The 21,181-nt window shown below is 68.0% G+C and carries 19 protein-coding genes; 7 read left to right on the top strand and 12 right to left on the bottom strand.

The features are described from left to right. Positions 1-35: 35 nt before the first annotated feature. The 3 genes from VK682_RS11200 to VK682_RS11190 form a co-directional block, all read right to left on the bottom strand. Complete coding sequence (locus tag VK682_RS11200; protein ID WP_089849555.1) at positions 36-1,541, bottom strand: aldehyde dehydrogenase family protein; 1,506 nt, start codon at positions 1,539-1,541, stop codon at positions 36-38. A 35-nt stretch (positions 1,542-1,576) separates the two neighbouring features. After that, complete coding sequence (locus tag VK682_RS11195) at positions 1,577-2,950, bottom strand: lyase family protein (protein WP_324781843.1); 1,374 nt, start codon at positions 2,948-2,950, stop codon at positions 1,577-1,579. 118 nt (positions 2,951-3,068) lie between these two features. Beyond that, the gene (locus VK682_RS11190; RefSeq protein WP_089849552.1) at positions 3,069-3,830 is read right to left on the bottom strand and encodes an IclR family transcriptional regulator; all 762 of its coding nucleotides are present in this window, start codon (positions 3,828-3,830) and stop codon (positions 3,069-3,071) included. A gap of 139 nt (positions 3,831-3,969) precedes the next feature. Here VK682_RS11190 and aldA point away from each other — a divergent pair, with 139 nt between their 5' ends. From aldA to VK682_RS11175, 3 genes are read left to right on the top strand one after another with little or no spacing between them, the layout of a single operon-like run. After that, positions 3,970-5,394: an aldehyde dehydrogenase gene (gene aldA / locus VK682_RS11185; protein ID WP_324781842.1), complete on the top strand. Its 1,425-nt coding sequence runs from the start codon at positions 3,970-3,972 to the stop codon at positions 5,392-5,394. Between the two features lie 13 nt (positions 5,395-5,407). Next, positions 5,408-6,646 carry a mandelate racemase/muconate lactonizing enzyme family protein gene (locus VK682_RS11180; RefSeq protein WP_324781841.1) on the top strand — a complete coding sequence of 413 codons (1,239 nt, stop codon included), beginning with the start codon at positions 5,408-5,410 and terminating at the stop codon, positions 6,644-6,646. Positions 6,647-6,648: 2 nt separating this feature from the next. Beyond that, positions 6,649-8,268, top strand: coding sequence for a GMC family oxidoreductase (locus tag VK682_RS11175; protein ID WP_324781840.1), 1,620 nt, complete (start codon positions 6,649-6,651; stop codon positions 8,266-8,268). Positions 8,269-8,301: 33 nt separating this feature from the next. On the opposite strand, the gene VK682_RS11170 is transcribed toward VK682_RS11175, so the two are convergent. Genes VK682_RS11170 through VK682_RS11155 form a run of 4 tightly spaced genes read right to left on the bottom strand, consistent with a single transcriptional unit; the run spans position 8,302 to position 12,359 of the window. Beyond that, positions 8,302-9,360, bottom strand: coding sequence for an AbrB family protein (locus VK682_RS11170; protein WP_324781839.1), 1,059 nt, complete (start codon positions 9,358-9,360; stop codon positions 8,302-8,304). Beyond that, positions 9,357-10,871, bottom strand: a complete 1,515-nt coding sequence (locus VK682_RS11165) for a tripartite tricarboxylate transporter permease (protein WP_089849542.1) — start codon at positions 10,869-10,871, stop codon at positions 9,357-9,359. The genes VK682_RS11170 and VK682_RS11165 overlap by 4 nt, the downstream gene beginning before the upstream one ends. A 1-nt stretch (position 10,872) precedes the next feature. Further along, the gene (locus VK682_RS11160) at positions 10,873-11,310 is read right to left on the bottom strand and encodes a tripartite tricarboxylate transporter TctB family protein (RefSeq protein WP_089849540.1); all 438 of its coding nucleotides are present in this window, start codon (positions 11,308-11,310) and stop codon (positions 10,873-10,875) included. Between the two features lie 59 nt (positions 11,311-11,369). Continuing rightward, positions 11,370-12,359: a Bug family tripartite tricarboxylate transporter substrate binding protein gene (locus tag VK682_RS11155; protein WP_324781838.1), complete on the bottom strand. Its 990-nt coding sequence runs from the start codon at positions 12,357-12,359 to the stop codon at positions 11,370-11,372. 219 nt (positions 12,360-12,578) lie between these two features. On the opposite strand from VK682_RS11155, the gene VK682_RS11150 reads away from it, so the two are divergent. Genes VK682_RS11150 through VK682_RS11140 form a run of 3 tightly spaced genes read left to right on the top strand, consistent with a single transcriptional unit; the run spans position 12,579 to position 15,283 of the window. Further along, entirely contained in the window at positions 12,579-13,232 is a 654-nt protein-coding gene (locus VK682_RS11150) for a GntR family transcriptional regulator (protein ID WP_242656773.1), read from the top strand. Continuing rightward, positions 13,229-14,395 carry a 2-methylaconitate cis-trans isomerase PrpF family protein gene (locus VK682_RS11145; RefSeq protein WP_324781837.1) on the top strand — a complete coding sequence of 389 codons (1,167 nt, stop codon included), beginning with the start codon at positions 13,229-13,231 and terminating at the stop codon, positions 14,393-14,395. The genes VK682_RS11150 and VK682_RS11145 overlap by 4 nt, the downstream gene beginning before the upstream one ends. 15 nt (positions 14,396-14,410) lie before the next feature. After that, positions 14,411-15,283, top strand: coding sequence for an isocitrate lyase/PEP mutase family protein (locus VK682_RS11140; RefSeq protein WP_089849532.1), 873 nt, complete (start codon positions 14,411-14,413; stop codon positions 15,281-15,283). 51 nt (positions 15,284-15,334) lie between these two features. Here the strand turns inward: VK682_RS11140 and VK682_RS11135 are convergent, their stop codons facing one another. From VK682_RS11135 to VK682_RS11115, 5 genes are read right to left on the bottom strand one after another with little or no spacing between them, the layout of a single operon-like run. Then, positions 15,335-16,504 (bottom strand): MFS transporter, encoded by a 1,170-nt coding sequence (locus VK682_RS11135; protein ID WP_324781836.1) that lies wholly within the window; start codon positions 16,502-16,504, stop codon positions 15,335-15,337. Continuing rightward, a complete protein-coding gene (locus tag VK682_RS11130; RefSeq protein WP_324781835.1) occupies positions 16,501-17,271 on the bottom strand; it encodes an ABC transporter ATP-binding protein in 771 nt (256 codons plus the stop codon). The genes VK682_RS11135 and VK682_RS11130 overlap by 4 nt, the downstream gene beginning before the upstream one ends. Then, positions 17,271-18,212, bottom strand: a complete 942-nt coding sequence (locus VK682_RS11125) for an iron chelate uptake ABC transporter family permease subunit (protein ID WP_324781834.1) — start codon at positions 18,210-18,212, stop codon at positions 17,271-17,273. The genes VK682_RS11130 and VK682_RS11125 overlap by 1 nt, the downstream gene beginning before the upstream one ends. Then, entirely contained in the window at positions 18,209-19,177 is a 969-nt protein-coding gene (locus VK682_RS11120) for a FecCD family ABC transporter permease (RefSeq protein ID WP_324781833.1), read from the bottom strand. Before VK682_RS11120 ends, VK682_RS11125 begins: the two co-directional genes overlap by 4 nt. Further along, positions 19,174-20,139 carry an ABC transporter substrate-binding protein gene (locus tag VK682_RS11115; RefSeq protein WP_324781832.1) on the bottom strand — a complete coding sequence of 322 codons (966 nt, stop codon included), beginning with the start codon at positions 20,137-20,139 and terminating at the stop codon, positions 19,174-19,176. Before VK682_RS11115 ends, VK682_RS11120 begins: the two co-directional genes overlap by 4 nt. Positions 20,140-20,261: 122 nt before the next feature. Here VK682_RS11115 and VK682_RS11110 point away from each other — a divergent pair, with 122 nt between their 5' ends. Continuing rightward, a complete protein-coding gene (locus VK682_RS11110) occupies positions 20,262-21,140 on the top strand; it encodes a helix-turn-helix domain-containing protein (RefSeq protein ID WP_089849521.1) in 879 nt (292 codons plus the stop codon). Positions 21,141-21,181: the final 41 nt, after the last annotated feature.

The following is a 21,181-nucleotide window of genomic DNA, read 5'->3' as shown; positions in this document are numbered from 1 at the left end:
CGGAGAGGTCAGCCCCGGGGTGATGCGCGCTGCGGTCAGTCGCCGTAATGCACCCAGACGCCTTTGGTCTTGGTGTAGGACGACAGCGAATGGATCGCCATTTCCTTGCCCCAGCCGCTTTCCTTGAAACCGCCGAACGGCGCGGACAGCCCGTAACAGCCATAGCGGTTGACAAAGACCATCCCGGCCTCAAGCCGTTCGGCCATCCGGTGCGCGAGGCTGACATTGCCGGTATAGACCCCGGCGGCGAGGCCATAGGCGGTGTCATTGGCCAGCGAGACCGCTTCGTCGGCGGTGGCGAAGGGCGTGCAGGACAGCACCGGGCCAAAGATCTCTTCCTGCGCGATGCGCGCGGAATTCGGCACGTTGGAAAAGATCGTCGGGCGGATGAACAGGCCCTTGGCATTGTCGCCGCTGGTATCGGCCATGCCCCCGGCCACCAGTTCGGCCTCGGTCTTGCCGATCTCGATATAGTCCAGAATGCGCCGGAACTGCGCCTCGTTGCACTGCGCGCCCTGTTCGGTGCTGGCCAGCAGCGGATCGCCGCAGCGCACCGCGTCGGCTTTGGCGATCAGCTTTTCCAGAACATGGTCATAGATGCCCTTCTGGATCAGGAACCGCGTCGGTTCGGAGCATTTTTCGCCCTTCTGCGAAAACATCACATAAAAGGCGCGGTCGATCGCGGCGTCGAGATCGGGCGTGTCCTCGAAAAAGATGCAGGGCGACTTGCCCCCCAGTTCCAGCGTCACGGCTTTCAGGTTCGACTGGCCGGAATTCTGCACGATGCGCCGCCCGACCCCGGTGGAGCCGGTGAAGGACACCTTGTGGACATTGCGGCTCAGCGTCAGCTGGTTGGCGGCCTCGCCATCGCAGAGCACGAGATTCAGCAGACCCTTGGGCAGATCCAGGTCGCGGTCGATCAGTTCAAACAGATGCAGCGTGGCCAGCGGGGTATATTCCGAAGGCTTCATCACCACGGTATTGCCCATGGCGAGGGCGGGGGCGATTTTCAGGCTGGCCTGATAGAGCGGATAATTCCACGGCGCGATCAGCGCGCAGACGCCCACCGGATCCTTGGTGGTGAAATTCAGGAAACCGTCCTCGACCGGCGAGACCTCGCCATAGAACTTGTCGGTCCAGCCTGCGTAATATTCAAAGATCTCGGCGCAGGTGAAGATGTCGTCATTCAGCGCCTCAAGATAGGTCTTCCCATTGGCAAGGCTCTCCAGCAGCGCCAGCCGGGGGGCGTGGTCGCGGATCAGCCGGGCGATGGCCAGCAGCTGGTCGGCACGGGCCTTGCGCGAGGTCTTGCGGCTCCAGACCCCGCTCTGGTGGCAGCGATGCGCGGCTTGGGCCGCCGTCTCGATCTGGTCGGCATCGGCCAGCGCGATCTGGCACAGGGTCTGGCCGGTGGCGGGGTTTTTCACCTGCCACGCGGCCCCTGCCCCCGGCACCCAGTCGCCGTTGATATACTGTGTCTTGGCTGATGCGAGCCAGCGCGTGGCCCAGTCAAGATCCGTGTCCTGCAGCATGTCTTTCATGGTCGCCTTCGGGAATGGAGAGAATGTTTCGGGGGTCAGCGGCCTTCGGCCTCGGCGAGTTTGCGGCGCACGAGGTCAAGGTCACCGGCGGCGTCTTTGGCCACCTGCGCGGAATAGCTGTAGCCTTTCAGCTGCTTGAGCCGGATCAGCGAGGGCAGCAGGCTGGTGGCGTTGTCTTGGTTGCGCGCGATGTCGGGCCGCATGCCCTGCACGCAGTTGCGCCGGAGCGTGGCGATGCCGCTGTCCAGAACCGCGATCATGTCCAGCAGGCTGACGATCACCACCGCTTCCCACGGGTTGTAATCCATCTCGCCATGGTCCTGCGTCATGGCCATCGCCGCGCCGTGCCCCACCGCGATCATGCCGCATTGCGCCATGAATTCGGGCAGGGTCGGGTTGACCTTGCCGGGAATGGCGGAGGATCCGGGCTGCATCGCGGGCAGGCGAAGTTCCGACAGCCCGCCATGAGGGCCGGAGGCCATCAGCCGCAGATCCTTGGCAAAGCGGATCAGCATGCGCGCCAGCTGGTCGAGCGTGGCGCCAAGCGCCAGCAGCCGGTCATGCGCCTGACTGGCGGCAAACAGGTTGCCGGTGCGGACCAGATCCGCAGGCAGGCCCGCTGCGGCCAGATGATCGTTCAGCACCGGCAGGATGCGGGCAAAAAAGGCGGGGTCGCAGTCTTCGGCCCGGCCGATGATCGTGCCGCCCATCGACACCTCGCGCAGCGCGTCGGCATCCCGCGTCGCCCGGTCCAGATGGAAACGGAGCGTGGCAGAGACCCCGCCCAGATACTCCGCAAAGCCGATATCCACCGCATCCTGCAGGCAGGTCCGCGCCAGCTTGCGCAGCGGCGCCCATTCGGCGCCCAGCCGGTCCAGATCGGCGGCAAGCCCCTCCACCTCGGCGGCAAGCCCGGCAAAGACGTGGCGTGCTGCGATGTGGCAGGCGGTGGACAGGCAGTCGGCGGTCGAATGGTTCAGGTTCGCGTGGTCATTGGGATGGATCGGGGCATAGCTGCCATAGGCCGCGCCAAACCCCGCGCGGTTCGCCAGATTGGCCAGAACCTCGTTCAGGTTCATGTTGAACGAGATGCCGCCGCCGCCATGGACGGCATGCACCGGAAAGGCCTCGGGGCGGGGTGCCGCCAGCAGTTCCTGCGCGGCGGCCTGAAGCGCCGCGCCCATGGCAGGATCAAGCGCGCCGGTTTCCACATTGACCTGCGCCGCCGCCGCCTTGACATGCAGCATGGCGGTCAGCAGCGCCGGATAGTCGCAAAACCGGCCCTGCCCCGCCAGCGGATAAAGCTGGACGGCACGCTGCGTCTGGATGCCGAACACGGCCTCTGCCGGAACGGCAAGCATGCCGATGGTGTCGCGCTCCTCGCGCGTTGCCGTCTCGTGCGGTGTCATGAATCGGGCTCCCCCCTCGATGCCCGCAGAAAAGGCGATTTGAGCCTGCGGGACAAACGACTATTGTGCAAAGGTCATTCCAAAAAGGAATGACCCCGGCCCAAGCCCGGATTTTGTGTCAGAGGATATGCGAGGAAAGCTGCCGCGCCGCCTGCACCACGTTCTTGGAATAGACCCGCGCGCTCTGCACCGTCAGCGCCTCGCCGGTGAAGCAGGCGCTGATCGCCGCCACCGGCTCGCCCCGCCCGTTCACCACCGGGGCCGCCACGCAGCCGACATCCTGCTGGATCTCGTTGAGGCTGATCGCATAGCCAAGCCGGGCGGACCGCTGCAGGTCGCTGGCCAGCGCGGGCAGTTCGGCGGCGACACCGGGGGCCGCCAGCCCCTCGTCGCGCAGATAGCTCAGTTGGTCCTCCAGCGGGCGGGCCGCCAGAATGGCCTTGCCCGAGGCCGACAGGTGCATGGGCATGGTGCGCCCCACATAGGCGCTGAAGGTCTGGCTGGCCGGGGCGTCGAGCCGGGCAAGGATCACCACCTGATTGCCCACCGGCAGGCTGAGGAAGATCGAGCGGTGGATCTCGTTCTTCAGGATTTCGGCGATGGGGTAGAAATGCGGCACGAAAGGCTGGCGCGCATAGATCGCCGAGGACAGCTGGAACAGCCGCGAGCCCAGCACATAGGTCTTGCGCCGCCCGGGGGCGAGCGCGATCAGCCGGTGATGCAGCATCGCGTTGACGATCCGGTGCGCGCTGGCCTGCGCAAGGCCGGTGCGGTCGCAGATCTCGGACAGCTGCAGCGGCCATGACGCGGCTGACAGCACCTCGAGGATGGCGACGGAGGCGTCGATGGCCGGGGCGGCGGTTTTGTCCTGCTCTGTCATGGATGGTCCTGCTGCTGATCCGGGCTGTCTATCGCATAAGATTTCCATATCTGGAATAATAATTCCTGTTATGGAAATTCGTTGACAGTTTACCGCCTCCGCCCTCAGGTCCAGCCCGAAACCTGCCGGAGGGGCCGCGATGCGGATCGATCGCAACTTCATCAACAACCAGTTTCTGACCTCGGATGGCGAGGAACTGATCGCAGTGGTCAATCCGGCGACGGGGGCGCAGATCGCCCATGTGACCGCCGCCACCGCCGCCGAAGCCCGCGCCGGGGTCGATGCCGCCGCCCATGCGCAGCGCGGCTGGCGCAGGCTGACCAGCATCGAACGCGCGGGCCATCTGCGCGCCCTCGCCGACATGCTGGAGGCGCGCCGCGCCAAGATCGGCGAGGTTCTGGCGCTGGAATCGGGCAAAAGTCTTGAAGATGCCACCGCCGAAGTCTTCTATGCCGCCGAACTGACCCGCTATCACGCCGAATGGGCGCGCCGGATCGAAGGTGAAATCCTGCCCTCCGACAGCCCGGACGAGACACTGCTTCTGCAGCGCGAACCGATTGGCGTGGTCGTGGCGCTGATCCCGTTCAATTACCCGATCTATACGCTGATGCGGAAAATCGCGCCTGCGCTGATTACCGGCAATACGGTGGTGGCGCGGCCTTCGAACAATACCCCCGGATCGGCGCTGGAACTGGCGCGTGCGGTGCGTGACTGCGGCTTTCCGGAAGGCGCCATCAATATCCTCGCCATGACCCACCAGATTGCGCAGACCGTCTGCACCCATCCGAAAGTCGGGATGATCACCCTGACCGGCAGCGTTGGCGCGGGCCGCAAGGTGCTGGAATACAGTCAGGTGAACATCGCCAAATCCTCGCTGGAACTGGGCGGCAAGACCCCCGCGATCATTGAGGCAGATGCCGATCTAGACAAGGCCGCCGCCGCCATTGTCGCCTCGCGCACCACGCATTGCGGCCAGCTTTGCACCGCGGTGGAACGGGTCTATGTGCAGGAGAGCGTGCATGACCGCTTTGTGGATCTGCTGCGCGGGCATATGGCGGCGCGGGATTTTGGAGACCGGATGCGCCAGCCTTCGGCCATGGGGCCGCTGATCAACGCCAATTCCCGGCTGAACATTCACCAGATGGTGCAGCGCGCCATTGATGACGGCGCCAAGCTGGAAACCGGCGGGTTCATTCCCGAAGGTCCGGGCTGGTTCTATCCGGCGACCCTGCTGACGCAGTGCCGTCAGGATATGGAAATCGTTCAGGAAGAAGTGTTCGGCCCGGTCCTGCCGGTGCTTGGCTATGCCACCACCGCCGATGCGCTGGAGATGGCGAATGACCATCAGTTCGGCCTGTCTTCGGTGATCTATACCGAAAATTACCGCACCGCGATGCAAGTGGCCAACAACATCGAAGCGGGCGAAGTCTATGTCAACCGCACGCCCGCCGATCCCTATCAGGGATATCACGCGGGCTGGAAACGCTCGGGGCTGGGGGGGGATGACGGCAAGCATGGCATGCTGGATTTCACCCAGACCCGCCTTGTGATCCAGAGCTGGTGAGAGGGAGATCAGCATGAAACTCGTATCCTGCGAAACCTATATCGTCGCGGTGCCGCCGCCCCATATCGGCGGCATGTACTGGATTTTTGTCAGCCTGCGCACCGAAGACGGAATCGAGGGCGTGGGCGAGGTCTATGCCGCGACCTTCCACCCGAAGGTCATGGTGCCCGCGATCGAGGACGTGTTCGAACGCCTGCTCAGGGGCGAGGATCCGCATCACGTCGAGAAATTCTTCCGCCGCGCCTATTCCAGCGGATTCACCCAGCGCCCGGATCTGACCATGATGGGCATCGTGTCGGGGCTGGAAATGGCCTGCTGGGACATCATCGGTAAGGCGGCGGGCAAGCCGGTCTATGAGCTGATCGGCGGCAAGGTGCATGACCGGCTGCGGTGCTACAGCTATCTTTATCCCAAGAACGCCCGCGGCGAGCATGATTACAACAATCTCGACCTCAGCATCGACTGCGCGCTGGACTACATGGAACAGGGCTTCACCGCGCTGAAATTCGACCCCGCCGGGCCCTATACGGCCTATTCCGGGCATCAGCTGTCGCTGGAGGATATGGAGCGGTCCGAAACCTTCTGCCGGCGGATCCGCGAGGCGGTGGGCAACCGCTGCGATCTGCTGTTCGGCACCCATGGCCAGATGACCGTGTCGGGGGCGATCCGGCTGGCACGGCGGCTTGAAGCCTATGATCCGCTCTGGTTCGAAGAGCCGGTGCCGCCGGGCCAGAGCGAGGCCATGGGCCGCGTTGCCGATCACACCACGATTCCGATTGCGGCGGGTGAACGGCTGACCACGAAATACGAATTCCACGACCTGCTGCGCCACAATGGCGCGTCGATCCTGCAGATGAATCTGGGCCGCGTCGGCGGCATTCTGGAGGGCAAAAAGGTCGCGGCGCTGGCAGAGGTGCATTATGCGCAGATCGCGCCGCATCTTTACAACGGGCCGGTCGGCGCTGCGGCCAGCGTGCAACTGGCCACCGCCACGCCGAATTTCCTGATTCAGGAAAGCATCCGCCGCTGGGACGGCTTCCATGCCGAGGTGCTGGAGGAGGGGCTGACATGGCAGGATGGCTGGATCATTCCCTCCGACCGGCCCGGGCTTGGCATCACCCTGAACAAGGAGGTGATCGCGGCCCATTCGCCCTATTCCGATAAAAAGCTGCATCTCGCGATGTGGGACACGCCCCATGATTTCAAGGCGCAGTCCGATACCTCGTGGAAAGAGCCGCCCGAAAAGGCCTGAGCATGGATTACGATTACATCATCGTCGGGGCCGGATCCGCCGGATCCCTGCTTGCCGCGCGGCTGAGCGAGGATCCGGCAACCCGCGTCCTGCTGCTGGAAGCGGGCGGATCGGACCGGTCTTTCTGGTTCGACATGCCCGCAGGCTATGCGCGCAATTACTTCAACCCCGAAACCAACTGGATGTATTCCTCTGAACCGGAGCCGGAAATGGCGGGGCGGCGCATATACGCGCCGCGCGGCAAGGTGCAGGGCGGGTCCGGGTCCATCAATGCGATGATCTGGGTGCGCGGACAGTGCCGCGATTTTGACGACTGGGCGGCGGCGGGCAATCCGGGCTGGGGCTTTGACGACGTGCTGCCATGGTTCCGCAGGCTGGAACACCACCCGGCGGGCAATACCGACTGGCATTCGGCAGAGGGCCCGGTCGGCATCACCCCGATGAAGGGCAAGACACATCCGATCTGCGACCGGTTTCTGGCCGCCGCGCGCGAATTGCAGCTGCCGGTCTCCGATGATTTCAACGGCGCGCAGTTCGAAGGTGCCGGGATTTACGAGACCAATATCGCGGCGGGCAAGCGGCAGTCCAGCTCCAAGACCTATCTGACCCCGGCTTTGTCCCGCGCCAATCTGACCCTGCGCCTGAAGGTCGAGGTCACGCGGCTGGTGATCGACGACAGCGGACAGGTGACTGGCGTGGAACTCCGCTCGTCTGACGGAGTCGAAACACTCAAGGCGCGGCGCGAGGTGATCCTGTCGGCGGGGGCGATCGGGTCGCCCAAGATCCTGATGCTGTCGGGCATTGGCGATCCGGATGATCTGGCCGCGCAGGGCATTGCGGTGCGCGCGGCGCTGCCTGCGGTCGGCGCCAATCTGCAGGACCACCTTTGTGCCAGCTTCTATTACCGCTCCAGCGTGCCGACGCTGAATGACGAATTGCGCCCGTGGTGGGGCAAGCTCTGGGCCGGGATGCGCTATGTCCTGACCCGCAGCGGGCCGCTGGCGCTGAGCGTCAATCAGGCGGGGGGCTTTTTCCGCACCGACTCCGCCGAGGGCGTGCCGAACATCCAGCTTTATTTCAATCCGATGTCCTATCGCATTCCGGCCAATCCCAAGGCGCGGCTGGAGCCGGAGCCCTATCCGGGCTTCCTGCTGGCCTTCAATTCCTGCCGTCCGGACAGCCGGGGGCGGGTGACGCTGGCCTCTGCCGATCCGGCAGCGGCGCCGCTGATCCGCCCCAACTATCTGGCGACGGAGCGCGACCGGCGCGAGGTGATCGAGGCGAGCCGCCTGATCCGCCGGTTCATGCAGGCCCCGGCGCTGCGGGCGGTCACGGTGGAGGAGGTGACGCCCGGCCCCGGCTGCGAGAGCGACGCGCAGCTGCTGTCGCATCTGCGCGAGCAGGGCGGGTCGATCTATCACCTGTGCGGCACCTGCCGGATGGGGCCGGATGCGGCGGACTCGGTGGTGGATGCCGAACTGCGCGTGCATGGCCTGCGCGGGCTGCGGGTGGTTGATGCCTCGGTCTTTCCCAACATCACCTCCGGCAATATCAACGCGCCGGTCATGATGGTGGCCGAACGCGCCAGCGCGCTGATCCGGGGCAGCGCCGCCCTGCGGTAAGGCCGGGCGCAGGGCGGACCGCCCTGCGCCGCCTCAGGGCTCGTCCCTGCCAAAGCGCCGCGCGGCGGCAGGCAGGGCGGCGACGATCAGGAACACCCGCAGCACGTGATGGGCCGCGACCATGGCGGGATCGATCATCAGCGCCAGCGCCACCACGCCCAGTTCCGGCGCCCCGCCGGGCAGATAGGCCAGAAACAGCGGCGCCACCTCCTCGCCGGTCAGCGGCACCAGCAGCATGGCGCCCGCCAGCGATCCCACCGCAAGCGCTGCTCCCACCAGCGCCGCCAGCCCGCCATCGCGGGCGATCTGGCGCGGGGTATATTGCGCGAACCGCGCGCCCACGCCCGACCCGATCACCACCTGCGCCAGCACCGACAGCAGCGGCGGCACATGCACCGTCACCAGCCCGGTGGCATGCAGAAGCGCCGAGGCCAGCAGCGGCAGCATCAGCATGCCGGAGGGAAAGCGCAGGTGTTTCGCCGCAAACCAGCTGGCGAGGGCCGCCAGCGCCAGCAGCCCGTGCCGCAGCGGATCCAGCTGTTCGGCGCCGTGGAACATCGTGCTGTTGGCATCGGCAAGGTCGATCCCGGACAGGCCTTGGATGACCAGCGGCGCCGAGACCAGCAGCACCACCAGCCGCGCGGTATGGCAGAGCACCACGCGGTTGGTTTCCGCCCCGGCCTCCTCGGCGAGCATGGTGACCACCGACAGCCCGCCGGGGATCGCGGCGAACAGGGCCGTCTGCCGGGACATGTTGCCCCAGCGGCGGAACACGCCGTAGGCCAGCAGGAAAAAGCCGAGCGACAGCAGCGACATGGCGATCAGGCTCAGCACCCAGCTGCCCGACCGCGCCACCACGTCCTGCGTGAAGCCGGTGCCAAGCATGGTGCCGATGGCGACCATGGCGAAGCTGCGCCACGACGGCGGCAGCTTGGGCCGGAACCGGGTGGCCTGCGTGACCAGCGCCGAGGCGGCAAGGCTGCCCAGCACCCATGGCAGCGGCAGGTTCAGCGCAAAGAAGACCGCGCCGCCGCTGGCACCCATGGCGATGGTGGCAAGCCCCCGCAGGATGCCCGGGGGCAGCAGGCTCATGCGCCCGTCCGGCGCTGCCGGTGCCGCCGCAGCGATTTCAGCAGCGGCGCCCCGACCAGCACGAGGATCATCACCACAAAAAGCCCCATCGCGATCGGCCGCTCCATCAGATAGGCGAAGGGCCTGCCCCCCGAGATCTGCAAGGTCCGCACCAGTTCCCCTTCCATCATCCGTCCCAGCAGCAGGCCAATCACCGTGGCCGCCACCGGATAGTCATTGCGCCGCATCAGCCAGCCCAGCCCCGCAAAGGCCGCCACGGTGAGCGGCCCGGCGATGGTGCCGGTGATGCCATAGCCGCCCCATGCGCACATGGCCAGAACGCTGGGCACCAGATAGGCGAGCGGCACGCGCACCACCATCCCCAGCACCCGCAGCATCAGCAGCCCGATCACCGCCAGCAGCACGACCTGCCCCAGATTGCCGAGGATGATCGAATAGACGATGTCGGTCTGGTTGCGGATGAAGGACGGCCCGCCGATGATGTTGTGGAACGAGAACGCCGCCAGCAGCACCGCCGTGGCGGCACCCCCCGGGATCCCCAGCGCCAGCAGCGCCGTCATCGACCCCCCTTCGGAGCTGCTATTGGCGGATTCCGCCGCGATCACCCCGTCCGGGGCGCCCTTGCCAAAGATCTCGGGCGTCTTGGAGGTGCGCTTGGCCTCGCCATAAGAGACGAGGTTGGCCACCGAGGATCCCACGCCCGGGATCGCGCCGATCACTGCGCCGATCAGGCTGCCCCGGATCAGCACGCCGGGATGGCGGAAGGTCTCGGCGACCCCGCGCAGGATTTTCGGCAGCGAGATGTCGCGCTGGGTTTCGTCCTGCACCAGATAGCTGCCGCCGCGCAGGCGCAGCAGTTCGGAGGCGGCGAAGATGCCGATCATGGCGGGCACCACCGAAATCCCGTCCAGCAGATGCGGGTTGCCCACCGTGGTGCGCATGACGCCGGTGGTCGACATGCCGATCTGGCTGAGCATCAGCCCGAACGCGCCCGCCATCAGGCCCTTGGGCAGGCTGCTGTCGTTCAGCGTGGCGATCAGCGTCAGACCCCACAGCACCACGACCACCATTTCCATCGGGCCGATCTTCAGCACGAAGGCGGCCAGCGGGCCGATCAGCAGCAGCAGCAGGATGTAGCCGACAAAGGCACCAACCACCGAGGCGGCGAGCCCCAGCCCCAGCGCCTCGTTATGCTTGCCCTGCCGCGCCATGGGATAGCCGTCAAAGGCGGTGGCGATGGAGGAGGAGGATCCGGGGATGTTCATCAGGATCGCCGTGACCCCGCCGCCATAGGCGCCGCCGGTGAAGATCGAGGTCAGGAACAGCATGGCCTGCAGGAAATCCATGCCGAAGGTCACCGGCAGGAACACCGCCATGGCCATGGAGATCTGCAGGCCCGGGATGGAGCCGAAGATCAGGCCGATCAGCAGGCCGGGAATGACCCAGAGCCACGGGTCGATGCTGCTGAACAGCAGGCCCATGGCCTGCGAAAACGCGAAGGTGTCGATCATGTCACAGAACCAGCGTCAGCATCGGATAGGGGAAAAGCGCGCCGAAGGTCTTGACCAGCAGCAGCGTGAAGAGCGCGGCAAAAAGCGGCGGCTGCCAGAGCCCCTTGCCCCCGCTCATCACCACGCCCGCCCAGACGAAGGCAAAGGTCGCCACGTCAAAGCCCACATGCGTCAGCGCGTAGCAGAACACCGCAAACCCGGCGAGCAGCAGCAGATCCCCCCAGACCGAGGTGGTCTCGCCCGGTTCGGGGGCGGGACGGCGCAGGGCATTGACGATCAGCGCCACCGCCAGCAGCAGCATCGCGGCCCCGACGGGGGCGATCACCACAAGGTTGTTCAGCTTGGCCGACGCCTGAACCGCGCTCCAGCCGATATAGCCGGAAAGAGCCAGAATGATGCCGAGCAGGGCGGCATGGGTGGCGGGTAACCTCGCGCTCATCGCGGTCTCCTCCCGTGGGTTTGGCTGGAAAGGCGGGAGCCGAAGCTCCCGCCGTGGCATCACTCGTCGCCTTCGTAGCGCTTCAGGATGTCGAAGTTCGAGGTAATGATCTCGGACGTGCGCTCCGGGCCAAGCCATTCGGCGCCGATGTCCTGCGCCTCCAGCGAGGCGACAAATTCCGGATCCTCCAGCACGGCCTGATAGGCGTCGACCATCTTCTGGAAGCCGTCCGGGTTCTCTTCCTTGAAGGCGGCATGGGCGGCCAGCCCGCGCATGGATCCGGCCAGAACCGGCACGGCTTCGTGTCCGTCCTGTTCCAGTGCGGCGTTCAGCGTGGGCGCGTCCCAGTCCTTGCTGGCATTGTCGGCGGCCAGCGCCAGAGGCCGGATGTATTCGGCGATCGACAGCGTGCCATCGGCGGCCAGCACGGTCATGTCGACCTGCCCGCCCGCCACGGCGGTGCGCGCGGCACCCCCCGATTCATAGGTCACGACGCTGACCGCCGAAGGGTCGAGCCCATAGGCTTCGAGCGCGAGTTCAAGGTTGATCGCGCCGGTGGAGCCGGGCACCACCGAGACGCGCAGCGCGCCGGGGTTTTCCTTGGCCGCCGCCATGAATTCCGCCAGCGTGGTATAGGGCGTTTCGGCATTCACGGCGAAAAGGTCGTAGTCGTTCCACTGGCCGTTGATGAAGGCAAAATCCTCCAGCGTGTAATCGGCATCAAAGCGCAGCATCGCGTTGGCGATGTAGGGATGGATGGAGGTGGCAAGGAAGTAGCTGCCATCGCTGGGCATCTGGGTGAAGTAGGTATGCCCCACATGCCCGCCGCCGCCTTCCTGATTGATGACCGAAATCGGCACGCCCAGCTCTTCCTGCATGCGCTGCGCCAGCGCGCGGGCGGTCCGGTCGGCGGACCCGCCCGGCCCAAGCGCCACGACGAAGGTCAGCTTCTGCGGCGGCCAGTCGGTCTGTGCGGTGGCGGCCAGCGGCGTCAGCGCTGTGGCCAGCGTCAGCCCCAGTGCGGCGGTGGTGAAGTGGCGTCTTTGCATGGTCACGGTTCCTCCCAAGTGATCAAGCCGATTGATTGTAGTGCAATCTGATGGTCCTCAGTGTTAACGCTTTGCCTGTTTTTCTGTCAACCCTCCGCTTCTACTTGACAAACTAACGGATATAATTGATTTTTTCGCCAATCTGGTAGAGTCTGCCACAAAATCACTGTCTGTATGGGTGGTAAATTGTCAACAAAATCCGAAGAATCGCGGGGGCCGGTGCCCGAACGCCTCGCCACCGAACTGCGGGGGGATATTCTGGGCGGGCGGCTGCAGCCCGGCGCCCGGCTGGGAGAGGTGGCCTTGGCGGAGCGGTTCGAGGTCAGCCGCGGCCCGGTGCGCGCCGCGCTGAACCTGCTCAGCGAAACCGGCCTTGTGACGATTGTCCCCAATAGCGGCGCCCGCGTCCGCGTCATGAGCCGGGCCGATGCCCGCGCGCTTTATGAAGTGCGCGCGGCGCTGGAAAGCGAAGCCGCCATGCTCGCCGCCGCCAAGGCGGAGGCTGGCACCGCGCGGCGCTTTCGCGTGCTGCTAGACCAGCACGCGCAGGAGGTCGGCGCGCATCCGCAGGGCGCCTATCTGCAGGGGGCCGGGGATCGCGATTTCCATATGGTGACCGCGCAGATGGCCGCGAACCCGATCATCCTGCGCTATCTGACCCGCGAGCTTTATCCGCAGCTGTCGCTGCTGCGGGTCAAGCATCGCAACGTGACGGGGCGCGGCGCCAAGGCGCTGCGCGAGCATGAACGCATCGCCGCCGCCATCGCCGACGGGGATTCCGAAGTGGCGGGGCTGCTGATGCGCCGCCACATCCGCAACAGCTGGATCGCGCTCGAGGCGCAGCTCTCCGAGGCAGAGAAGGATACCGAATGACCCAGACCCGCATTCCCGCCGTGTTCATGCGTGGCGGCACCTCCAAGGCGCTGGTGCTCAAGCGCGCGGACCTGCCCAAGGATGAAACGCTCTGGCCGCAGATCTTTGCCGCCATGCTGGGTAGCCCCGATCCCAACCTGCGCCAGCTCAACGGCATGGGCGGCGGCATCTCGTCGCTCAGCAAGATCTGCGTCATCGGCCCCGCCACCCGCGACGATGCCGATATCGACTACACCTTCGCGCAGGTCGGCGTGGTCGATGACACCGTCGATTTCAGTGGCAATTGCGGCAACATGAGTTCCGCCATGGGCCCCTTTGCCTATGACGAGGGGCTGGTGGACGGCCCGCGCGACGGCGAGGCGGTGGTGCGCATCCACAACACCAATTCCGGCAAGGTCATCGTCGCCCGCTTCCCGGTGGCGCAGGGCGAGGCGGCGGTGACGGGCGAGGTCGAGATCCCTGGCGTCACCGGAACCGGCGCCTCGGTGGCGCTGGATTTCCTTGATCCCGGCGACACTTTCGGGCGCGGCACCCTGCCCAGTGGCGCAGGCTCGGATGCGCTGGTGCTGGCGGACGGGCGGCAGGTTCAGGTCACGATGATCGATGCCGCCGTGCCCGCCGTCTTTGTCAGCGCCGCCGATGTGGGCGGCGATACCGGCGCGCATCCCGCCGCGATTGATGCCGATGCCGCGCTGATGGCCCGTCTGGAAGAGATCCGGCAGCTTGCCTCGGTGCGGATGGGGCTGACCGACAGCCCGCAGGCGGCGGCGAAACGCATTGCCACGCCCAAGGTGGCCATGGTCGGCCCACCCGCCGCCTATGCCGACCTGACCGGGGCAACCCATGCGGCAGAGGCGCAGGATCTGCAGATCCGCATGATCTCTGCCGGACAGGCGCATCGCGCGGTGCCGGTCACCGGCGCGCTGGCGCTGTCCTGCGCTGCGGTCGTCGAGGGGTCGGTGGTGGCGGCCTGTCTGGCCCCCGGGGCTGATCCGCTGGCGCTCCGCATCGGCACGCCAAGCGGCATCGTCGGCACCGGTGCGCTGCGCGATCCGGCCTCTGGCACGATCACCGCCGCGCGCATCCTGCGCACCCAGCGGCGCCTGATGGAAGGCCGGGTGCTTGTGCCCGCCCCCGTCACCTCCCCCATTGAAACTGCCTGACGAAAGAGACCCTTCATGCTGAACCACGAGATCAACCGCGCCTTCAAGCACCGCATCCTCAGCGGCAGGCCCGTGCTTATGCCGGGTGCCGCCAACGCGCTGGCGGCCCGGATCATCGAGGACCAAGGCTTCGAGGCGGTCTATCTGTCGGGCGCGGGGCTGACCAACACCTATCTTGGCCTGCCCGATCTGGGCTTTGTCGGCCTGAACGAGATCGCGCAGCACACCGCGACGATCCGCGACGCGACCGAGCTTCCCATCGTGGTGGATGCGGACAATGGCTTTGGCAACGCGCTGAACGTGCGCCACACCATCCGCACGCTGGAACGCGCCGGGGCCAGCGCCGTGCAGCTGGAGGACCAGAAGACCCCCAAGCGCTGCGGGCATTTCTCCGGCAAGGAGGTGGTGCCGCTGGCCGAGGCGCGGACCCGCATCCGTGCCGCCGTCGACGCGCGGCAGGACGAGAACACGCTGATCGTGGCGCGCACCGATGCCCGCGCCACCGACGGCTATACCGAGGCGCTGGACCGCGCCGCCGCCTTTGTCGAGGAAGGCGCCGACATCACCTTTGTCGAGGCGCCGCAGTCGGTGGAGGAACTGCGCGGCATTCCCGCCGCGCTGAAGGGCACGCCGCAGCTGGTCAACCTTGTGGTCGGGGGGCGGACCCCGATCCTCGGGCTGGACGAGCTGGGCGAGATGGGTTTTTCGCTGGTGCTTTATGCCAATGTCGCGCTGCAGTCGGCGGTCTATGGCATGCAGGCGGCGCTGGGGCAGCTCAGGGCCGAGGGCCGCATGGATGAGGGCGGCCCGGTGGCGAGCTTTGCCGAACGCCAGCGTCTGGTCGGCAAGGATCTTTTTGACACGCTGGAAAAGCGCTACGCGGTCTGACCGCCCCGGCCGGATAAGAACGCCGTGCAGGTCGCCCCGGGCATGACTGGCCTAGCGTGCTTGCACGGCGATGCGCCCGGCAAGTGCTGCGGCGAAGGGCAGCAGAAATGCGGCGGCGGCGGGCAGGATCGCCGCGCCGAAAATCCCGTGCAGCGTCAGCCCGGCGGCAGGCCCCACGATCCATGCAAGCCCGGTCGCGGCGGAAAGCTGGCCCGCCGCCTGCCCCTGCGCCCGTGCCTCCAGCGACACCTGCGCCTGCAGGCTGGGGGTCAGCAGCCCCAGCCCGAAAGACAGGGTGCTGACCGCCGCGATGGTGCCCGCCACCCCCGGCGCCAAGGCCAGCGCCATCATCCCCGCCCCCGCCACCAGCGTGCCCGCCAGTGCGGTTGTTGCAGGCCCCAGCCCCGCCCGCGCCGCCAGACGGATGCCGCCCAGCGTGGCGATGGTGGCCACCAGCCCGGCAAAGGCGCCGCTGCGCACCGTCTCGCTGACCGACAGGGCGCCGCGTGCTTGCAGCAGGACCGGCAGCAGCGCATGGGCCATGGCCAGACCCGTCATCGCCAGCGCCGCGCAGATCACCAGACCGGAGGGCACCGTGCGCCGCATCCCCGCTGGCACCGTAGGTGGCGGGGGGGCCGCGTGGCGCGGGGGCGGGGCCAGCAGCACGCAGAGCCCACCCAGTGCCGCCACCACAAAAAGCGGCGCGATGGGACCGGCCAGCGGGATCAGCGGCAGCGCCAGTGCCGCCCCCGCCAGCGATCCCAGCGTGAAGGCGGTGCCCGGCAGCGACATGTCGCGGGTGCGGGTGGCGGGATCGGTGTCTGCCGCAAGATGGCTCACCGCCGCGGGCAGCGCGGCGCTGGCCACGCCGCCATAGAGCATCCGCGCCGCCGCCAGCGCCAGAAACAGCGCAAGGCCCATGACATGCCCGGCCTGCGCCGCCCAGAGCAGCAGCGCCAGCAGCAGAAAGGACAGCGCGCCCCCCGCCACGCCAATGCGGAAAACGCGGGCGGCGCCGATGCGGTCGGCCCGCGCGCCCCAGACCGGCGCCGTCAGCGGCACCATCAGCGCCCCCAGCGACAGGACCAGCCCGGCCTTGGCCTCGGTCAGGCCCACATCCAGCGCGACCGGCACCAGCACCGGCAGCAGCACCGCATTGCCGAAGGACAGGCTCGCCAGCCCCGCCCCCAGCACCAGCCGATCAGAGCAAAGCCGCCTCATTCCGGCAGCACCATCGGGCCGCGCCCGTCCGGCAGCGGAATGACGGTGAGCGGGCAGCCATAAAGCGCCTCAAGGCTGGCCCCGGTCACCACATCTTCGGGCGTGCCGTCGAACAGCACCTGCCCCGCGCGGATCCCCACCACCCGGTCGGCAAAGCGGCAGGCAAGGTTGATGTCATGCAGGACCATGACCACGGTCTGCCCGCTGTCCTGATTAAGCGCGCGCACCAGCCGCAGCACCTCGATCTGGTAGGGCAGGTCCAGAAAGGTGGTGGGCTCGTCCAGCAGCAGCACCGGCGTGTCCTGCGCCAGCGTCATGGCGATGAAGGCGCGCTGCCGCTGCCCGCCGGAGAGGGTGGCGGCGCGGCGCGCGGCAAGCGCGGTCAGCCCGGTGCGGTCCAGCGCGCGGTCGACCACGGCGCGGTCGGTGGCGGTCATCGGACGGAAGCTGCCCAGATGGGGGGTGCGCCCACGCTCCACAAGCCCGCGCACGGTGATGCCTTCGGGCAGGATCGGGCTTTGCGGCAGAAAGGCCAGCGCGCGGGCAATCTCGCGCCGCGACATCTGCGGCAGGGGCGTGCCGTTCAGGCTGACGCCGCCGCTGTCGGGGCTCACCAGCCCTGCCATGGCGCGCAGCGTCGTGGATTTGCCCGATCCGTTCTGCCCGATCAGCGCGGTGACCCGCCCGGGCGCGATGTCCAGCGCGATGCCGTCAAGGATCGCCCGCCCGGAGAGGTCAAGCCGCAGGTCGGAAAGGGTCAGGGCCATCAGCCACGCTCCCGTGTCGTGAGGATCAGAACCAGCATCGCCGGGCCGCCGACCAGTGCGGTGTAAAGCCCGGCAGGCAGGCTGCCGCCAAAGACCGTGGCACGCGCGGCCAGATCCGCCGCCAGCGCCAGCAGCGCCCCCAGCAGGGCCGCCTGCGGCAGGACCGGCCCGCCTTGGCGCAGCAGCGCCCGCGCCAGCGGCCCCGCCAGCAGCGCCACGAAAGGCAGGGGTCCGGTCAGCGCCACGGCGAAAGAGACCAGCACCGCCGCCAGACCCGCCGCCCCCAGCCGCAGCCCGCCCGGGGCCAGCCCCTGCGCCCGCGCCATGTCATCGCCCATGTCCATGCGCGCCAGCCCGAAGGACAGCCCGCCCGCCAGCGCACCGCCCGCCATGACCACCAGCGCCGCCATCGCCACGGCGCCCCAATGCGCGCTGGCAAAGCTGCCGGTCAGGAACCGCGCCGTCTCTCCGGCCTGCAGCCCGGGCGCCAGCGACAGCAGCACGTCGGTCAGCGCCAGCAGGGTCAGGTTCACCGCCACGCCGATCATCACCAGCGCCTGCGGCGGCATCCCGCCGCGCGCCGCAAGCCCGAGGATCAGCGCAGCGCTTGCCAGCCCGCCCGCGAGCGCTGCGGGCAGCACCAGCCCCAGCCCGCCGGTGACCGCGATGCTGGCCGCCACCGCCGCCGCCGCCCCGCCGCCAAAGCCCACCACATCCGGCGTGGCGAGCGGATTGCGCAGCACCGTCTGCAGCAGCGTGCCGGACAGGCCCAGCATCGCCCCCACCAGTGCGGCCAGCAGCACGCGCGGCAGGCGGATATGCAGCAGGATCGCGGCGCCGGTGGCGTCGCGCCCCGGCGCGCCGCCCGCCAGCAGCAGCAGCGCGGCCAGCAGCAGCCCCCCCAGCGCAAGGGCCATGGTGACGGTGCGCGCGCGGCTCATGCCTGCAGCCGCCGCGTCATCTGCCAGATCACCAGCGGCCCGCCGATCAGCGCGGCGCTAAGCCCGATGGGGATCGACAGGCCCGGGATCGCCACCCGCCCCCCCACATCGGCGGCCAGCACCAGCGCCGCACCCAGCAGGGCGGCGCGGAAGGTCAGCAGGCCGGTGCGCGCCTCGCCGCGCCCGCGGGCCAGCTGCGGCGCGATCAGCCCGACAAAGACCAGCGGCCCGGCAAGGATCACAGCCCCCGCCGACAGAAGCGCCACCGCCCCCAGCGACAGCGCGCGCGCCAGCAGGAGGGAGGTGCCAAGCGCGCGGGCGGCCTCGTCACCCATGGCCATGGCATCCAACTTCTGGGCTGCGGCGGCGGCGAGCGCCGCGCCGGGCAGCACCAGCAGCGCCCCCGCCGCCAGCGTCGGTGCGTCCACGGCGGCCACCGATCCCACGATCCAGCCGCGCCATGCGTCAAAGGCGAAGGGATCAAGCAGGATCATGCCGCGCAGCACCGCCGTGGCCATGCCTGCCAGCGCCGCGCCGCCAAGGATCAGGCCGATCCCGGTGTCGAGCCGCAGCCCCAGCGCAAGGATCAGCCCGGACACCACCGCCGCCCCCGCCGCCGCAGGTGCGATCAACCCCAGCCCCGACACCGCCCCGCCCAGCCAGAGCGTGCCGATGATCCCCAGCGCCGCACCCGCATTCACCCCCAGCAGGCCGGGTTCGGCGAGCGGATTGCGCGTCAGGCTCTGGATCACCGCCCCCGCCGCCCCCAGCGCACCCCCGGCCAGCAGCGCCGCCAGCGTGCGCGGCAGGCGCATCTGCGTCAGCAGGATGGTCTGGCTGTTGGCGGGATCGACCTGCCCCAGCGTGGCCAGCGCATCGGGCGGCAGCACGCCGCCCGCCCCCACCAGCAGCGAGACGAGTCCAAGGCACAGCAGTGCCGCCAGCGGAAGGCCGGTGCGGATCACGGCGCCAGCCCCGCCGCGCGGGCCGATGGCACGGGGGTGGCGGGGTCGCCATCCAGCGCGGGCGGAATCTCCTGTGCAAGCCAGTCCAGCGCATGACCGAGCGACAGCGCCGATCCATAGCTGAGCGCGGCGCTGATCTCGGGCGGGGCGACGAGTTCGCGCCCCTCTGCCGCCGCGCGCAGCGCCCCGCGCAGCGGATGGTCGCGCACAGCCGCCACGCCGCCGCCCAGATCGAGCCAGATCAGCAGATCCGCGTCAAGCGGGGCCGTCACCTCGGGGTCAAGCTCGGCGTAAAAGCTGCCGTGGTCGATGCGCCGCGCCGCCTGCGGCACCTCGAAGCCCAAGCGCGACAGCAGCCGCATCCGCGGATCGCGCGGGAACAGCAGCATGGGTCCGTCGGGCATGGCCATGGCCGCCGTCCGCCCCTGCCAGTCCGGGCGCGCCACCTCGGCCAGACGGGCGTCAAGCCCGGCGATCACCTCTGTCGCGCGCGCCTCGCGCCCGCTGGCCCGGCCGAAAACCTCGATCATGCTGCGCCAGTCATGGCCAAAATCCGCCACCCCCGCCTGCGGCGGCAGCACCGGGGCAAAGCGCGACAGGGTGCGATACTGCGCCTCGGTCAGGCCGGAATACATCGCCTCGATCAGATCGGGCTGAAGCCGCACGATGGCCTCCATGTCGATCTCGCCGCGCAGCGGCGTGCCGCCGGTGGCCAGCGGCGCCGCCCAAGGCCACAGGCCGCTGTCATCGCCGCCATACCAGACGCGATAGGCGACCGGCTGCACCCCCAGCGCCAGCCAGCTGTCGGCGCCGTTATAGGACAGCGAGACAATTCGCTGCGGCGTGCCCTCGATGCGGGTCGTGCCCCAGCGATGGGCGATCTCCACCTGCGCGGAGGCGGTCAGGGGCGACAAAAGCGCCGCACAGACACAGAGAAAGACGCGCAGAATCTCGACACCCATCGTTGCGGAGGCTATTCCTGAGTGAAACACTACGGTCGTGGTGTCACTTCAAGGCAGGCGGGTCAAGAAGCCGCCAACCCAGCTGGTCCGATCGTCCAAACCTGCTTCAAGGTGATCTCTGCATGGGGTTCCATCCGCATATGTATGCCTCCGTGCGGGGCTTCGATCTTGTCGATCCGCTGTGCAATCTGGTCTTTGACCAGATGACGGTCGATCTGTGGCGGGTGGTCGCGCAGGAGGGGGCGCGGGGCCGCTATGTGTCCATGCATCCGCGCATCGTGCTGCTGCTGCAGGGGGCCACGCTGTGCCTGCGCCAGAAGGACGGGCCGGAACGTCGCGCCGCCGCCTGTTTCATCCCCGCCGGGGTCGAGCTTTGGGGCCGGGTTGAGGCGCCCGGCGAGATGGCGCATGTGGACATCCACCTTGACCGCCGCGCGCTGCGGGGCCTGTCCGACCGGGCCGTGGCCCTGCCCGAGCCGATCCTGCTGCCGGATCTGGGGCCGCTGGCGCCGCTGGCGGATCTGCTGGCGCGCGAATGCCGCGATCCGCATCGCGATCCGGGCCATGTGGAACGGCTGGCCCAGCTGATCCTGCTGGAGCTTCTGCACCACGCCGCCCCGCGCGCGCCGGATCCCGCGCCAGAGCGGCAGGGCTGGGTCGCGGGGGTCGAGGCGCATGTGCTGAACCATCTGCGCGAAAAGCTGTCGGTGGACCGGCTGGCGCAGGTGGCGGGCATGTCGCGCACCAGCTTCAACCGCCGCTTCCGCGAGGTTCTGGGCAAGGCGCCCTATCAATGGGTGCTGGAAATGCGCTGCGCACAGGCGCAGCGGCTGATGACCAAGGGCCTGTCGCTGGCCGAGGTCGCGGATCTGTGCGGGTTTTCCGATCAGGCGCATTTCAACCGCGTCTTCAAATCGGTGACGGGCCAGACCCCCAATCTTTGGATGATCGGACCAGAGGCCGGGGCGCGCGGGTCGAATATCCAAGACAGCATATCCTGATAGTTTTTATCAGGCGCTATGACGGGCGGCCCTGGGGGCTG

It is taken from the genome of Salipiger marinus (assembly GCF_035481585.1).
GTDB lineage: Bacteria > Pseudomonadota > Alphaproteobacteria > Rhodobacterales > Rhodobacteraceae > Salipiger > Salipiger marinus.
This window is presented reverse-complemented; position numbering and strand designations above follow the sequence as displayed.

Coding starts and splice junctions, on each gene's coding strand:
- VK682_RS11155 (WP_324781838.1), bottom strand. CDS start 12,359: ATGCAAAGACGCCACTTCACCACCGCCGCACTGGGGCTGACGCTGGCC.
- VK682_RS11125 (WP_324781834.1), bottom strand. CDS start 18,212: ATGAGCCGCGCGCGCACCGTCACCATGGCCCTTGCGCTGGGGGGGCTG.
- VK682_RS11170 (WP_324781839.1), bottom strand. CDS start 9,360: ATGAGCCTGCTGCCCCCGGGCATCCTGCGGGGGCTTGCCACCATCGCC.
- VK682_RS11160 (WP_089849540.1), bottom strand. CDS start 11,310: ATGAGCGCGAGGTTACCCGCCACCCATGCCGCCCTGCTCGGCATCATT.
- VK682_RS11180 (WP_324781841.1), top strand. CDS start 5,408: ATGAAACTCGTATCCTGCGAAACCTATATCGTCGCGGTGCCGCCGCCC.
- VK682_RS11195 (WP_324781843.1), bottom strand. CDS start 2,950: ATGACACCGCACGAGACGGCAACGCGCGAGGAGCGCGACACCATCGGC.
- VK682_RS11200 (WP_089849555.1), bottom strand. CDS start 1,541: ATGAAAGACATGCTGCAGGACACGGATCTTGACTGGGCCACGCGCTGG.
- VK682_RS11190 (WP_089849552.1), bottom strand. CDS start 3,830: ATGACAGAGCAGGACAAAACCGCCGCCCCGGCCATCGACGCCTCCGTC.
- VK682_RS11110 (WP_089849521.1), top strand. CDS start 20,262: ATGGGGTTCCATCCGCATATGTATGCCTCCGTGCGGGGCTTCGATCTT.
- VK682_RS11130 (WP_324781835.1), bottom strand. CDS start 17,271: ATGGCCCTGACCCTTTCCGACCTGCGGCTTGACCTCTCCGGGCGGGCG.
- VK682_RS11145 (WP_324781837.1), top strand. CDS start 13,229: ATGACCCAGACCCGCATTCCCGCCGTGTTCATGCGTGGCGGCACCTCC.
- VK682_RS11165 (WP_089849542.1), bottom strand. CDS start 10,871: ATGATCGACACCTTCGCGTTTTCGCAGGCCATGGGCCTGCTGTTCAGC.
- VK682_RS11175 (WP_324781840.1), top strand. CDS start 6,649: ATGGATTACGATTACATCATCGTCGGGGCCGGATCCGCCGGATCCCTG.
- VK682_RS11135 (WP_324781836.1), bottom strand. CDS start 16,504: ATGAGGCGGCTTTGCTCTGATCGGCTGGTGCTGGGGGCGGGGCTGGCG.
- VK682_RS11115 (WP_324781832.1), bottom strand. CDS start 20,139: ATGGGTGTCGAGATTCTGCGCGTCTTTCTCTGTGTCTGTGCGGCGCTT.
- VK682_RS11140 (WP_089849532.1), top strand. CDS start 14,411: ATGCTGAACCACGAGATCAACCGCGCCTTCAAGCACCGCATCCTCAGC.
- aldA (WP_324781842.1), top strand. CDS start 3,970: ATGCGGATCGATCGCAACTTCATCAACAACCAGTTTCTGACCTCGGAT.